This is a genomic window from Sporosarcina sp. P17b, from assembly GCF_002743115.1.
GTDB classification, from domain to species: domain Bacteria; phylum Bacillota; class Bacilli; order Bacillales_A; family Planococcaceae; genus Sporosarcina; species Sporosarcina ureae_C.
Genome location: NZ_PDYP01000005.1, coordinates 251,857 through 265,735, shown reverse-complemented (window position 1 = coordinate 265,735; position 13,879 = coordinate 251,857). Strand labels below are relative to the sequence as shown.

General features: G+C 38.5%; 13 protein-coding genes. 11 read left to right on the top strand and 2 right to left on the bottom strand.

Annotation, left to right across the window (positions count from 1 at the left end):
• Nucleotides 1-6 precede the first annotated feature (6 nt).
• The 3 genes from CSV76_RS08600 (at nucleotide 7) to CSV76_RS08590 (ending at nucleotide 2,694) form a co-directional block, all read left to right on the top strand.
• Nucleotides 7-369: a hypothetical protein gene (locus tag CSV76_RS08600; RefSeq protein ID WP_099625288.1), complete on the top strand. Its 363-nt coding sequence runs from the start codon at nucleotides 7-9 to the stop codon at nucleotides 367-369.
• Nucleotides 370-464: 95 nt separating this feature from the next.
• A complete protein-coding gene (msrA, locus tag CSV76_RS08595) occupies nucleotides 465-998 on the top strand; it encodes a peptide-methionine (S)-S-oxide reductase MsrA (RefSeq protein WP_099625287.1) in 534 nt (177 codons plus the stop codon).
• 265 nt (nucleotides 999-1,263) lie between these two features.
• A complete protein-coding gene (locus CSV76_RS08590; RefSeq protein ID WP_099625286.1) occupies nucleotides 1,264-2,694 on the top strand; it encodes a hypothetical protein in 1,431 nt (476 codons plus the stop codon).
• Between the two features lie 191 nt (nucleotides 2,695-2,885).
• On the opposite strand, the gene CSV76_RS08585 is transcribed toward CSV76_RS08590, so the two are convergent.
• The gene (locus CSV76_RS08585) at nucleotides 2,886-3,686 is read right to left on the bottom strand and encodes an arylamine N-acetyltransferase family protein (protein WP_099625285.1); all 801 of its coding nucleotides are present in this window, start codon (nucleotides 3,684-3,686) and stop codon (nucleotides 2,886-2,888) included.
• A gap of 749 nt (nucleotides 3,687-4,435) precedes the next feature.
• On the opposite strand from CSV76_RS08585, the gene CSV76_RS17290 reads away from it, so the two are divergent.
• From CSV76_RS17290 to CSV76_RS08570, 4 genes are all read left to right on the top strand, one after another.
• A complete protein-coding gene (locus CSV76_RS17290) occupies nucleotides 4,436-4,588 on the top strand; it encodes a hypothetical protein (protein WP_157129914.1) in 153 nt (50 codons plus the stop codon).
• A gap of 12 nt (nucleotides 4,589-4,600) precedes the next feature.
• On the top strand, nucleotides 4,601-5,068 hold the full coding sequence (locus CSV76_RS08580) for a cytochrome c oxidase subunit II (RefSeq protein WP_099625284.1): 468 nt from the start codon (nucleotides 4,601-4,603) through the stop codon (nucleotides 5,066-5,068).
• A 12-nt stretch (nucleotides 5,069-5,080) separates the two neighbouring features.
• Nucleotides 5,081-6,745, top strand: a complete 1,665-nt coding sequence (locus CSV76_RS08575) for a cbb3-type cytochrome c oxidase subunit I (protein WP_099625283.1) — start codon at nucleotides 5,081-5,083, stop codon at nucleotides 6,743-6,745.
• Nucleotides 6,746-6,904: 159 nt separating this feature from the next.
• Nucleotides 6,905-8,254, top strand: a complete 1,350-nt coding sequence (locus CSV76_RS08570) for an S-layer homology domain-containing protein (RefSeq protein ID WP_158232767.1) — start codon at nucleotides 6,905-6,907, stop codon at nucleotides 8,252-8,254.
• 124 nt (nucleotides 8,255-8,378) lie between these two features.
• On the opposite strand, the gene CSV76_RS08565 is transcribed toward CSV76_RS08570, so the two are convergent.
• Nucleotides 8,379-9,746, bottom strand: coding sequence for an MDR family MFS transporter (locus CSV76_RS08565; RefSeq protein ID WP_099625326.1), 1,368 nt, complete (start codon nucleotides 9,744-9,746; stop codon nucleotides 8,379-8,381).
• A gap of 389 nt (nucleotides 9,747-10,135) precedes the next feature.
• Between CSV76_RS08565 and CSV76_RS08560 the strand changes: the two genes are divergently transcribed.
• The 4 genes from CSV76_RS08560 to CSV76_RS08545 all read left to right on the top strand — a co-directional run bounded on the left by CSV76_RS08560 (nucleotide 10,136) and on the right by CSV76_RS08545 (nucleotide 13,821).
• A complete protein-coding gene (locus CSV76_RS08560) occupies nucleotides 10,136-10,459 on the top strand; it encodes a DUF3870 domain-containing protein (RefSeq protein WP_099625281.1) in 324 nt (107 codons plus the stop codon).
• A gap of 74 nt (nucleotides 10,460-10,533) precedes the next feature.
• Nucleotides 10,534-11,697, top strand: coding sequence for a DUF819 family protein (locus tag CSV76_RS08555; protein WP_099625280.1), 1,164 nt, complete (start codon nucleotides 10,534-10,536; stop codon nucleotides 11,695-11,697).
• 53 nt (nucleotides 11,698-11,750) lie between these two features.
• Complete coding sequence (locus CSV76_RS08550; protein WP_099625279.1) at nucleotides 11,751-12,806, top strand: dipeptide epimerase; 1,056 nt, start codon at nucleotides 11,751-11,753, stop codon at nucleotides 12,804-12,806.
• Between the two features lie 166 nt (nucleotides 12,807-12,972).
• Nucleotides 12,973-13,821, top strand: a complete 849-nt coding sequence (locus CSV76_RS08545; protein WP_099625278.1) for an aldo/keto reductase — start codon at nucleotides 12,973-12,975, stop codon at nucleotides 13,819-13,821.
• The last annotated feature ends 58 nt before the right edge of the window (nucleotides 13,822-13,879 follow it).

Sequence of the window (13,879 nt, the reverse complement as noted above, 5' to 3'; positions counted from 1 at the left end):
TCATAAATGAAAATAGTTAGCCGACAAGTTCAAGAATTATCCATCGCATCTTTAGAGTCCACTTATATGAAGCTTTCGAATGCGTATGAAAGTATGACGAAAAAAGGTTCCAATACTACACTCGTACTAAAAAGACGTGATGCCATAAATGTGGGCTTGGAGAGCTTACGAGATGTTTGGTACGATGTAGACTTTTTCTATGATGAAGAAGCGATCTTACCATCTAAAGATATTCTACAAAGTATGATTCCCTCTATTGAAAAACAACTTGCGAAAGCAGGGGATAGTAGTTCTCAAAAGACATTAAATACGCGTCGTTTAACTGCACTTAAACTGGCAATCGAATCATTGGAAGACCGTCTGATTTGAGTACCTGTATGCATCTTAATTGCTTGTAATACAGGTGCTATTTCTACTATAATCAAAAATACGTATTCGGTATCATATAAAAGGAGACGGTAGAAATGGTTGATAAAAAAGTTGAAAAAGCAGCATTTGCAGGAGGCTGTTTCTGGTGTATGGTGAAACCGTTTAAAGAATGGCCTGGAGTGCAAGACATCGTGTCCGGCTACATGGGTGGGCATCTCGATCATCCAACATATGAAGATGTGAAAAAAGGTACATCCGGTCATGTGGAAGTCGTTGAAATCACGTTTGACCCTGTACTATTTCCTTATGAGAAGTTGCTTGAAGTATACTGGCAACAAATCGATCCAACTGATGCAGAAGGTCAATTTCAAGACCGTGGCCCATCCTACACAACTGCTATTTTCTATTACACAGAGGCACAACGGGAAGCTGCTGAAAAATCGAAAGACAACCTAGCTGCAAGCGGTATTTTCGCAAAACCGATCGTCACACCCATCCGCCCAGCCGAAACGTTTTATCCGGCAGAAGAGTACCATCAAGATTATTACATAAAAGAAGAAGAACATTATGAAGAAGATCGTGCGCGTTCAGGGCGCAATGAATTCATTGCTGAGCACTGGGGAGAGTAATACCATCGAGAAAATTTGCACTCACTCATTAAATGAATCTAAATAGCAACAATATGTAATTGAAGAAATGAGTTTTTATAGAGGGTCCCGACAAATGTAGAATCGTGTCGGGACCTGTTTTTTATAAATGTTTTAAAACTGTTTTTTTCTGAAATAAATGATAGTAGATAGTGTATACTGGAATTAAGTAGAAAAATCGGAATAATTACTTAATACTATGTAGTTCTTGAATGTAAAATTAAAACTTGTCTGGAGGATGGTGAAAATGAATATCGATGAATTGAAACAACTAGTTACACCACTAGTTTATAACAGGACGACCACTATGCCTTATTTACGTCCTTTCACGCTACCACAAGGATTTCAAATTCCTGTTGATATCTTTTTAATAGGCATTAATCCAACCACATTGATTTCACCTAAAGACATTTGTGTGAATTGTTATGTTAATTTACTATATAATGAAGAGAAATTTAATGAGTTTTATAGCAATCTTAGGTCTAATGACGGCAAGACTAGTATTTCACGTACTCGTTTGGGAACGAGTAGTTTGGTTGATTTGTTAGAAAAAGAAACAAAACAGAAAGTACTCCGCACAAATGTTATTACCTATCCTACTCCACGAGCTAAACATCTGAAATTATTACCTAAAAATGAAATAGATCGTGCTACACAGTTGTTTTTGAAAGTCCTGTATGAACATGAGCCTAAAACCTTGATCACGTATGGACAGTCTACTATTCAAAACCTTGTAAGTGTACTAAATAATGCAGGGCTTTCGAGTACTGTCCCTCCGCTAAAGATTAAAGTCAGAGAAGTAGAAAAAAGCGGTATACCAGTTTTACGTTTTAAATATAAAAGTGGTAAAGAAGCCACTGTTTTCGCTTGTAGACATTTAATGTACTATGGAAAAAATGGAGATTCTTTTAAGGATTTTACGAAGACGGTCATTACACATATAAATGATCAGTGGAGAAAGGTAGAAGGCATATCGGAAAATAAAATCACGTTGCGAATTGAAAGTAAAGACAGTGACTATTTATTAATAGTAGAAAATCAGTCAAATGAGGATATAATTAATTTCACTACGTATACAACAGGATTTATGAGTGAAGATGAACATGTATTCACAGTAGACTACAATACACGTGTCGATAAATTACAGAGTCAAGAGAGCATGATTGTAGAAGAATTGACTCCGTTAGATTTGGATTATATGACAAATTATAATGTAACAGGTGTGGTGAATGGTTATTGGATCAATCATCTATTTCAAAATGAAAAGTTGAGAAATACGGAGAGAAGTGAAACGGAATCGGGTGAAAAGGTTTGGTGCATACCACTTGTAGAAAAAAACTCTATCCCGATAGGTGAACTGATTCAAGTAATGTTTAAAGATAAATATTATACGGAACCCCAAATTCTAGATTCGCACTATAGTCAAATGGTTACAAATCATCCCTTTACAAGACTTGCGCTTGATGAATTATATAGGTTGGCAGATTATTATTATATGGGTGAGGGAAATGATGATCAACGAAAGTGGGATATGGCTGAGTTATTACAACAAGAATATGATGTGAGATTCGAACAATCAGAAGGAAGCGACATTCTGTTGGCTTACTGCGTTGCGGGTTTAGAGTATTTCGGATTGACAGAAGATGAAATGGCAAAGTACTTTTTAACTTTTGATTGATAGGCTTTCATGATTGTTCATACATTAACGGTTGTATTTTTTAAAAAATAATATCTCATTTAATTTGCCATTTACAAATTCGTCATCGGTATTAGTAATTAATACAATAAAATAGAGGTGTGAAAAGTAGTTATATTTCCCACCACAATTCAACAGCGAGTCAAATACAAGAAACCCTCCCACGACCTAAATTAGTCGTAGGAGGGTTTTTGTTCATTAATATAATTCACAGTCGCCTCATAAACAGCTGGCGCAGCATGCCGTCTAACTTGATCGAGCAGTTCACCGTGATCTTGGAACGGCAGAGTTTCTTCATCGCCATTATATTTACGATAGTAACGGTCTTCATTAATCGAGTATGTGCCATCATCCGTCAATTTAGCGATAAGTAATGCTTTGTTGAAAGAAGAATCTGGGCTGTGATGGATTTGCTGTTTCACGTCGTCCAAATGTTCCCAGTCAACTACGTCAGGAGATAGGCTATAGCGAAGTTCCCAGTTGTTATCTTTTAGTTGTTCAAATACCATCGTGCCTTTTTCAGTCGTTTCGCTTCGCAACCGGAATGTGCCAGCAGGCGAAGTAATAGGTTCACCATCTAGTGGTACAGGGTGGTTGACGAGGTTGTTGCCGAAACCATTGTCGATCAGGTACAGTGTATTTTCGTATTCGAGTAAATTCACGACATGAGTACTATCCATGACGAAACTGTTTCGTGGCGAGGGTGCCCAAACAGTGCCAGCAGCGAGTTGTACAGGAAATCCTAAATCTCTAAGTACGATACACAGCAGGCCATTAAGTTCATAGCATAGGCCGCCACGTCCTTGTTTCATCATTTTATCTTCCAGGTATTGCTCCGTAATAGGTTCTTCATTCGCAAGCAAAACATCCAAGTTTTCAAATTCGAATTGCTCGGCGAAGAGTTTCTGAATTTGGCTGATCTGCTCAAGTGGTGTGCCGGTAAGTGTTAAACGTTTTGAAATCCATTGCAGCATATTTTATCGATCCTTTCTTCAGTAGGAATAACACCATCATAGCAAATTGACTTGCGATGATAATAGTGTTGAGACTTGGCACTATTTTTACTTGCGAACAAATCTGCTTCTGACTATAAATATATGATCAATACGATGAAACTATTTGCGGATTTTTCTGTTTGTACGTTGATCTATAGTTACATAACAGAAAGGAAGTAATACGTTTTTTGGGGCTATGTAAAAATCCAATTAAAGTACATTCACAAGAAACTTACCTAATGCGCTCAAATGTTTTTAATTAATCGTGTTGAGAACTTGAATATAAAAACTTGATGCACATCAAGGTGTAAGTCTGCTACTTGTTTCATACTAAAGCTAGGAGTTACGTAATACTAAAAATAGGTAAGGGAACAACTGATGCGATGGCTGAATCACTCAATATACATAAAATGAAAACGGTAAAATCATTCTAGGTAACTACTAATCTAAAAAATTAAAACCTGTTAATAATTATTCTTATATAGTAAAAACGATCTAAAAATTAACAGAATATTCTAGTAATTAATACAATATTTCTGTAATCTATGTTAAGTTTATACTATTATCAATAGTTACTTGCCTATAAGTAGTGTACAAGAAACTTATGATTTTTTAAAAGAGGTAAGTTGAATTGATTTTACAATAGTATTATGGTTCATCACTCATAGAGCAGACATCGTAGATTTGCTTTATGTATTTGCGTCAACCACTTATTAAGGGGGGATAAAATGAAGAATTCACCAAACGAACGAGTGAACAATGAGGAAGTAGTGGATGAAAGTTCATTCAGAAATGCTATGTATGCTTCTATACTGTTTGTTGGAGGCGGAATCGCTTTGTTTTGGGTACTATTATTTATTTTCTTTTCAGTACGACTATAAGGAGGTATTCAAATGAAAATGCATCGATATGAAAAAATCTGGCTTTTCTTAGCAGCTTCTATGTTGGTCATCGCAGTAGTTTATAGTGGAGTCCAGACTTTTGCATTAGGCCAAGGCCCGCCAAGCGGTGTAGGCATGATTGATCCAGAAAAAGTCGAAGAGACAGCACCGTTTGATAATCCCGGAATTTCAAAGATTGGCGATAACGAATACGAAGTCGTCATGATATTACGCGCCTTTTCGTTTGAGCCAAATGTAATTGAAATACCTGCTGGCGCGACTGTTCATTTTAAAATGACTTCTATAGATGTCATGCATGGCTTCCAAGTAATTGGTACAAATTTAAACGCCATGATCATGCCAGGACATATTCAAGAAGCGAAACAAAAGTTTAAGAAACCTGGTGAATATTTAGCCATTTGTAATGAATATTGTGGCGTCGGACATCAATTGATGAGCATGAAAATCATAGTGAAATAGGAGGTGAATCAAATGGAAACAATTGAAAATAAAATCAGTACTATGTCAGGAAGTAATAGACTAGACTCTCGTCTTACGTTAACGTATTTCTCCATAGCTTTTATCACCTTGTTGGCAGGTGGACTGTTAGGTTTACTTCAAGGACTTAACCGTGCAGGATTACTTGAACTACCCACAAACTTTAATTACTATCAAGTCTTAACTGCACATGGTATTTTATTAGTTTTAGTGTTCTCTGTGTTGTTTGTAATTGCTTATTTTTACTCGATACTTTCTCACACGATGGACGGTTTATTTCCGATCGTTAGGAAGATGGGGTGGATTTCTCTCATCACTATGCTGGTAGGAGTAGTACTCGTCGTTACGCAAGTCGTAATGGGGAACGCATCCGTGATGTATACATTTTATCCGCCTATGAAAGCATCTCCTTGGTTCTATGTCGGCTTATTTATTGTAGTCGCAGGGATTTGGATTGCTGCGTTTGGTGGATTCACCCAAATCGCTAAGTGGAGAAAAAGAAATCGTGGCAAACATATACCGTTACTAGGATTCTTTGCGATGGGTGTATTTATTCTTCTATTCTTCGGAAGCCTTGGTGTAACAGCAGAAGTGTTAATGCTGATCCCATGGGCGTTTGGTTGGACGGAAACAATTAATGTTATGCTCAGTAGAACGTTATTTTGGAGCTTCGGACATACGTTTGTAAACATTTGGTACTTAACGGCAGTTTCATTATGGTATGTCGTCGTACCGAAAGTGATTGGCGGGCGCTTATTCAGTGATACATTAACGAGAGTAGTTGTCATCCTGTTAGTCGTATCGAATATCCCAGGCGGTTTTCATCATCAAATTGTTGACCCAGGAATGTCAGAAGGAATTAAACTTACACATGCGCTAATGAGCATGGTAATCGGCTTCCCGTCCTTAATGACCGCATTTGCGATGTTCTTCGTATTCGCTCGTGTCGGCAAGAAAAAAGGAGCAAAAGGAGTCTTCGGCTGGATTAAGAAAATGCCTTGGGGAGATGTTCGTTTCCTTGCCCCTATGATTGCGATGATCTTCTTCATTCCAGGTGGAGCTGGCGGTATAGCGCAAAACGCGAACCAATTGAATCAAGTCGTTCATAATTCGCTTTGGGTTGTAGGTCATTTCCATATAACCGTCGGAGTGACAGCGGTGTTGACTTTCTTCGGTGCAATGTATTGGTTAATACCTTATTTATCCAAACGGACACTTACGCCAGCAATGAATAAATTAGGCGTAATTCAAACACTCATTTGGACTATTGGAATGGTATTCATTGCCGGAGGAATGCATACGGTAGGTCTACTTGGTGCTCCAAGAAGAACTTCTTACACAACGTATGGCGATAGTGCAACGGCTGCAAGTTGGGATCCATACTTACTATTATTAGCTGTCGGTGGAACATTATTAACTATAGCCCTCGTGATGATTGTCTATATCGTCTTCAACTTAATGTTCTTCGCACCAAAAGGAAATACAGAATTTCCAATTGCCCAAGGTGAAGAAAACGCAAGTGAGACACCGAAGTGGACAGAACGATGGACTGTATGGATTATTATCATGCTGGTCATTGTCGCGTTCGGTTATGTGATCCCTCTAGTGGATATGATACAAAATGCACCACCCGGATCACCACCATTTGTCACTTGGTAAACATGTTATTTACTAAACGAGAACTATTTATATACCAAGCCCCTACACAATTGGGGGTTTGGTATTTTTTATTTGAAACTTTTTCTGAAATTCTCCGTCTGTACGGTGCATAAGTGATGAAAGTACACAGCACATATGACGGATAAAGGAGAGAAACAGATGAAGAAAAAACTTATAGCGGCGTTCATCGCATTACTACTCATAGTTCCAGCCATGCCGTTTCCAGCACATGCGGCCGAGTTTACAGATATGAATGGCCACTGGGCACAAAAAGAGATCAAGTATTTATATGACCGCAACATTATTGGAGGATACCCAGACGGTACATTCAAACCGAATGAACCGATCACACGAGCACAAGCATCCGCCATGCTCATCAAAGCTCTAAAGATTCCACTCGCGGAAAATCCAAACATAATGTTTAAAGACGTTTCAAAGAAGTCCCCTTATTATAAAATTCTCGCGACGGTAAATGAAAAAGGAATTCTCCGTGGAGACCATGGGTTAATGCGTCCAGGAGAAAATACATCACGTGCGCAGATGGCGGCCATTTTACGCCGTTCATTCAATATACCGTTTGACAGTCAACCGACTTTTGTTGATGTAGTTCCGGCGCACTGGGCGTATGCTGACATTAACGGTATTGCTAAACATCGCATTGCTGGCGGATCAGAAGGCAAATACATGCCATCTCAATCGGTGACGCGCGCACAGTTTTCGGCATTTCTGACACGAGCGCTTGACGATTCGATGAAACTCAGTCGTTACCATTCATATGTCAGCCAGAAAGGAAAAACAGTTGAGCAGAATGGCTTTTCATACAATATAAATAATGGATTGGTGAAAAAAGATTTAAAAACGGCTAAAAGTGAAATAATCTTGAGTAAGCAAAATTTCGAACCCGTCGACGGGGTTTGGGTTAGTTATATGGAAGATTGGTTTGATGTAATTGTCTATAATGATGAAGTATTCATTCCCTATTTACGTGCAATCGGCCAAGCTTCAGAATTACCGATGGAGTATGGTATCATACGGACGAAAACAGAGCGTTTTACGGGGCCGAAAGATTCTATGATTATGTCTTCCCTTTTCGGTGAGACGATGCGAAACGTATTTATTTGGAATGATCGCATCTATTATACAAATGAAGCAACGAAAAGAGACTATTACCGAACGCCTAACATCCCAAAAGATAGTAAGTTGACACTCAACTCTGTCGCAATGAATGGATCGGACAGAAAAAAAGAACACGATTTTGATGCAAGAATCCTATTTTACGAAGATCCGAAAGAAAAATCATTTATTCCAAATGAAAATCAAAACAATGCATCCGTGCTGTACGATCATTCCACGATGTATTATTTCAATAAAACAGGTATTTATAAGTACAGCTTGCTGGATAAGAAGACGAGTAAATTATCAAGTATTCAAGGGAAACATATGTCTGTATCTGACACACAGTTAATCGTAATAGGCCAAGATGGGAAGAAATATGTGTTTAAGAAGTGAGGGAGCATTTATGTAACGGCCATTAAGATGCAGATACTTTTATAAGACTATATAATAGAAAAGACCGCTAATCATTAGTTAAATTAGCGGTCTTTTTTACGTTTTATATACATAACTTGTCTACTTACACCCGAACCCGTTTCACAAACAATGACGCTATGAATCCAACAATAGCAAATCCAGCGATAAAGTAGAACGCATATTTCGTACCCGCCGCAATCATTTCAGCAGCCGAAGCACTAGGTGAAGTTTCTAAAAATACATTTTGCCCATGTATCATAAATGTAATCGCCAACGCTGTTCCTGTAGCGCCTGCGATTTGTTGTAAAGTATTCATGACAGCTGAGCCGTCCGCGTAAAGTTCGCGCGGTAATTCATTTAACCCATTTGTTTGAGCAGGCATAATAATCATAGAAATGCCTACAAAATAGATTAGGAATGCGATGACCACTTGCCAAATAGGCGTTTCAGCCGAAATAATGACGATAAATAACACACTTGCGACCGCTGTAAATAAAAAGCCAATCGGTAAGATTTTTTTGACACCGAACTTGTCCGACAGCATGCCAATGATGGGAGACAATAATGCGTTCATAGCGCTACCTGGCAGCAAAGCAAATCCTGCGACTGCTGCGCTGACGAGCAAAGATGTTCGCATATACAGAGGAAGTAAAATGGCTGAAGAGAGAATTAAAAACATGCCGATGAACAACAGCACGACCCCTAACGTGAACATCGGATATTTAAACACACGTAAATTAATCATCGGGTGTTTCATCTTGAACTGCCTTACCGCAAATAATGATAGGGAGACTAAACCGACTACTAATGGAAGATATACGTATGCAGATGTTAAAGACTTTTCTGCCATAGTACTTAAACTATAAATGACTCCGCCAAATCCAACTGTTGATAATACAATCGAAACGATATCAATCGCTGGCTTCGTGATTTGTGAGACGTTGTCAATTTGTTTGAGACCGAATACGATCAATCCTACATAAAACACCAAGCTGACCCAGAAGATATATGACCAACCGAGTGTATCGACGATCAATCCGGACAACGCAGGTCCAATCGCAGGAGCTGTCGTGATCACAAGCCCCATGACGCCCATAACGGCACCGCGTTTATGGATTGGGAATATCAATAAAATAACGTTCATCATTAATGGTAATAATATTCCTGTTCCTATCGCTTGCACGACACGACCTATAAATAACACGGCAAAACTCGGAGCGAACCCCGCTAGAAATGAACCGGCTATGGAAAAGGCCAAAGACGCAACGAGCAATTGTTTCGTTGTAAACCACCGAATTAAGAGAGAAGACACAGGTACTAGAATACCGAGCGTTAATAAGTATCCTGTTGTCAACCACTGAGCGGTAGCAGAGTTGACCGAGAAATCGGACATAATATTTGTCAGAGCCATATTTAATGCTGTTTCACCAAACAACCCAATAAAGGCTCCGAACATCAGAGTGAAAGCCATAGCTTTAGGATGACGTACTTGAACAATTTGTAATGATGACACGAGTTACTTCCTTTCTAGAACAATAAATTAAAATAGCTTGCATGCAAATTCATTATGCCGCTAGAGCAGTATAACATGTAACTATAACCTGGGAAATAGTATAGCACTGTACACGCATCGAAAAATCGCTAATCAAAAAAGGGACATTATCTTTCGTACGGATAGTTTTGAAATAGTATAATACATTGAGAAGATTTCTATCATTTAATTTACTTATTGACGGGTAGTTATCGTAATGCTATATTTAGATTATAATTTCATGCAAACGATTACATGATATAAGACGCTGCAATTTCCCATTGTAGTTTCCTTGCATCGTCTGTAATGTACTGAAGGAGATTATTAATATGTATAATCAGGATAGTATCTATGTTATTGGTGATGCAAAAGCGTCACTGAATAACCCTATAACCAAACAATATAACCAATTCTTTTTAGCGCTAGTCATAGACTCTTCGACTGATGAGATTATAGATAGTGAATGTTCATCAACTATTCAACTAACTAATCAATTTGTTCGTTCTTTGTTTATTGGGTATAAAGTACACGATGAATCTATTGAGAGTAACATTTCCAAGAGATATCATGGCGCATCACAAAAAGCATTGATTGTTGCATTTCGTGATGCTAAAAGTAAATATGATCAAGCCAAAACTGCTTTGACTACATAAACCTAGTCGAAATCCAGTCTAACTTTCTAGTTAGACTGGATTTTTTTGTGTTTTTATTATAAGGGGGAGATAGAATGATTACCGATGGATTTTTGTATTTAAGTGTTCTAGTTGCATTAGCTGCCGTAATGGTAGCCATTGAAAAGAAGTTTAGTTCTAATCGTTTCATGAAATTTGTACCGGCAATCGTCCTGATCTATATTGGCGCAGCCATTTTACAAACAAGTGGAGTCTTTGCCCATAACGATTCAATAGATGCCACTTACAGCAATGTGAAGAATGCATTGTTACCGGCTATGCTGATGATCATGTTATTAAAATGTGATATTCGAAGTATTATTAAACTAGGACCACGTATGATTGGTGGCTATCTAGTGGCGGTTGTCAGTATATTGCTAGGTTTTATAATCGTTTTTGCCCTATTTAAAAGTTTCTATGATACAGACACATGGCGCGCTTTTGGAGCGCTAGCTGGAAGCTGGACTGGTGGATCAGCAAATATGGTTGCCTTGCAAGGTATTCTAAAAGTGCCTGAAAATATTTTTGGCTATGTGTTGATGATGGACACAATCAATTATGCATTGTGGGTTATGTTTATGTTTTGGCTTGTACCATTTGCGGGTTCATTTAATAAATGGACAAAAGCAGACACACAATTTATGCAAATAGACTTAGAAGATACTGAACATGCTAAAGAAGAAGAAAAAGGTTTGCAATTCCAACATATCATGTACTTGCTAGGTTTAGGTCTATTGGTTTCGACATTATCATCTACTATAGGAAAATCCTTGCCGGAGTTCGGAACGGTGATTAATGCTACTACTTGGACCATCATGATTGCTTCTGTTGTAGGGTTAATTTTGGCACAAACGCGTGTTTCTCGTATTACGGGCGCATTAGATGTATCCAATGTACTGCTTTATATTATTGTGGCGTTAATTGCTTCACAATCTGATTTCTCGCAGTTGTCACAAGCGCCAATATATTTATTGTCAGGATTGTTGATTATGCTATTCCACTTAATCATTATGTTGTTACTAGGTAAGTTATTTAAATTTGATTTATTCACTCTTGGTATCGCGAGCTTGGCTAATATAGGAGGTATGGCTTCGGCTCCAATGCTTGCTGCTGCATATAACCGTTCCTTGATCCCGATAGGAGTCCTCATGGCACTAATTGGTTCATTTTTAGGAACGTATTTCGGTATGTTGGTCGGCAAGATCCTAGGCATGATGTAAACATACTCGTTTAAATAAATTAGTACTTAATTAAATATCTAAGGAGAGATTGCGTGAGAATACTAGATGTAGAAGTCACATGTCGTAACATTCTTCTTGAAAGACCATTTAAAACCGCTCTTCGGACAGCGACTGAAATCGACAGTATTGAAGTAACTATTCATTTGGAAAATGGGGTGGTAGGTATGGGATCCGCCGCTCCTACGTGGGTAATTACAGGAGATTCAACTGAAAGTATCCAAGCTGCTTTGTTGGGTCCAATAAAAAAAATATTGTTAAATCAACATATGGATAATTTTCAATCCTTATTGATGGATATCCAAACTAGTTGCGTAGGAAATACAAGTGCCAAAGCAGCAGCAGATATCGCGATGTATGATGCTTACAGTAAGTTGTTGGGAATTCCGCTCTATCGTTATTTAGGAAATCATAAACACTTGAAAACGTGTATGACAATTGGGGTAGATACACCTGAAATTATGTCAAAAGACGCGATAAAAAATGTGGATTCTGGGTTTAAGAGCTTGAAAGTAAAGGTCGGCTCCGCACCGGAATTGGATATGGCTCGAGTTTCTGCAATACGTGCCGTTATACCGCCAGATGTTACGTTGCGCCTAGATGCCAATCAAGGATGGACGCCTAAACAAGCTGTTCAGTTAATCAATCAAATGGAACGTGAAAATTTGAATATAGAATTCATTGAACAGCCAGTCGCTGCACATGATTTGGAAGGATTAAAATTTGTTACGAACAACGTCAATATTCCGATTATGGCAGACGAAAGCTTATTCTCTCCGCATGATGCGCTGAAGTTAGTCAGTGGAAAATATATTGATTTATTGAATATCAAGCTGATGAAGTGTGGAGGGATCTCCAATGCGTTGAAAATTGCCAGTATTGCTGAAACAGCTGATGTTCATTGCATGATAGGCAGCATGATGGAATCTGACCAATCGGTAGCGGCGGCAGCACATTTTGCAGTAGCTCATCCTAATGTACGATACTTTGATCTGGATGCCCCTTTGTGGTTGAAAGAACAGCCAGAATTCATGAAATATGTGGGGGAAGACATCACCTTGTCTACACAGCCAGGTATAAGCAAAGTATAATCACCCAGAAGCACCCATGCATGGAGCATTTCCGCGTGGGTGCTTTTTAGATGTGCACGATAGAAAGCGTCAGAAATGTAGAAATGTTTATTTGCGTTTACGCAGGGAAGATAAATAGAGTATCTACACAAGTACAATTAATAAAAATGAAAGGTGTTTGAGTAAAATGGAAAAACTACAAACGATGCGATTAAATGACGGAACGAGCCTTCCATCCATTGGATTCGGAACTGTACAAGTTAAAGGTGCACAAGGTGTCACGTCCGTATTATCCGCAATCGAAGCAGGCTACAGACTCATCGACACGTCCACTAACTACAACAACGAAGGCATGGTAGGCGAAGCCGTTCGACGTTCATCTACTCCTCGCGAGGAATTGATCATCAGTTCGAAACTTCCCGGACATTCACACGGTTACGACAGAGCGATACTCATGATTCAAGAATCGCTGTATCGTCTAGGTCTCGACTACTTTGATAAATACTTGATTCATTGGCCGCTTCCAAAACAAGGTCAATATGAAGAAGCATGGCAAGCGTTAGTCGATGCACAGAAATTCGGACTGATCAAGACGATAGGCGTATCGAATTTCTTGTCGGAGCATTTGGAGAAAATCATTGAAAAAACTGGCGTCACACCAGCGACCAACCAAATCGAGCGTCATCCGTACTTTAACAATAATGAATTGGTTGAATACAATAAGAGCCGTGGAATCGTAACAGAAGCTTGGAGTCCTTTAGGCCGTGAAATAAATGACGTCTTAACAAATGAAACCATTGTTAAGATCGCTGAAAAATACAACAAAGAACCAGCACAAATCATTATTCGCTGGAACTTACAGAACGACGTATTGACTGTCGTGAAATCCTCGTCATACGCTCATCAAAAAGCTAATCTGGATGTATTCGACTTTGAACTGAGCGAAGAAGATATGAAACAAATTGATGCATTGGATAAAGGTGAAGCTGGAAGAGTGGAAGGACAACATCCGAATGAATATGAAGAGTTTGATTGATTGAATATTTTTCCATTGAATATTTTTTGATAAAAAACAAATGACTACCACCTGTATG

Coding starts and splice junctions, on each gene's coding strand:
- CSV76_RS08580 (WP_099625284.1), top strand. CDS start 4,601: ATGAAAATGCATCGATATGAAAAAATCTGGCTTTTCTTAGCAGCTTCT.
- CSV76_RS17290 (WP_157129914.1), top strand. CDS start 4,436: ATGAAGAATTCACCAAACGAACGAGTGAACAATGAGGAAGTAGTGGAT.
- CSV76_RS08590 (WP_099625286.1), top strand. CDS start 1,264: ATGAATATCGATGAATTGAAACAACTAGTTACACCACTAGTTTATAAC.
- msrA (WP_099625287.1), top strand. CDS start 465: ATGGTTGATAAAAAAGTTGAAAAAGCAGCATTTGCAGGAGGCTGTTTC.
- CSV76_RS08600 (WP_099625288.1), top strand. CDS start 7: ATGAAAATAGTTAGCCGACAAGTTCAAGAATTATCCATCGCATCTTTA.
- CSV76_RS08565 (WP_099625326.1), bottom strand. CDS start 9,746: ATGGCTTTCACTCTGATGTTCGGAGCCTTTATTGGGTTGTTTGGTGAA.
- CSV76_RS08570 (WP_158232767.1), top strand. CDS start 6,905: ATGAAGAAAAAACTTATAGCGGCGTTCATCGCATTACTACTCATAGTT.
- CSV76_RS08545 (WP_099625278.1), top strand. CDS start 12,973: ATGGAAAAACTACAAACGATGCGATTAAATGACGGAACGAGCCTTCCA.
- CSV76_RS08585 (WP_099625285.1), bottom strand. CDS start 3,686: ATGCTGCAATGGATTTCAAAACGTTTAACACTTACCGGCACACCACTT.
- CSV76_RS08575 (WP_099625283.1), top strand. CDS start 5,081: ATGGAAACAATTGAAAATAAAATCAGTACTATGTCAGGAAGTAATAGA.
- CSV76_RS08555 (WP_099625280.1), top strand. CDS start 10,534: ATGATTACCGATGGATTTTTGTATTTAAGTGTTCTAGTTGCATTAGCT.
- CSV76_RS08560 (WP_099625281.1), top strand. CDS start 10,136: ATGTATAATCAGGATAGTATCTATGTTATTGGTGATGCAAAAGCGTCA.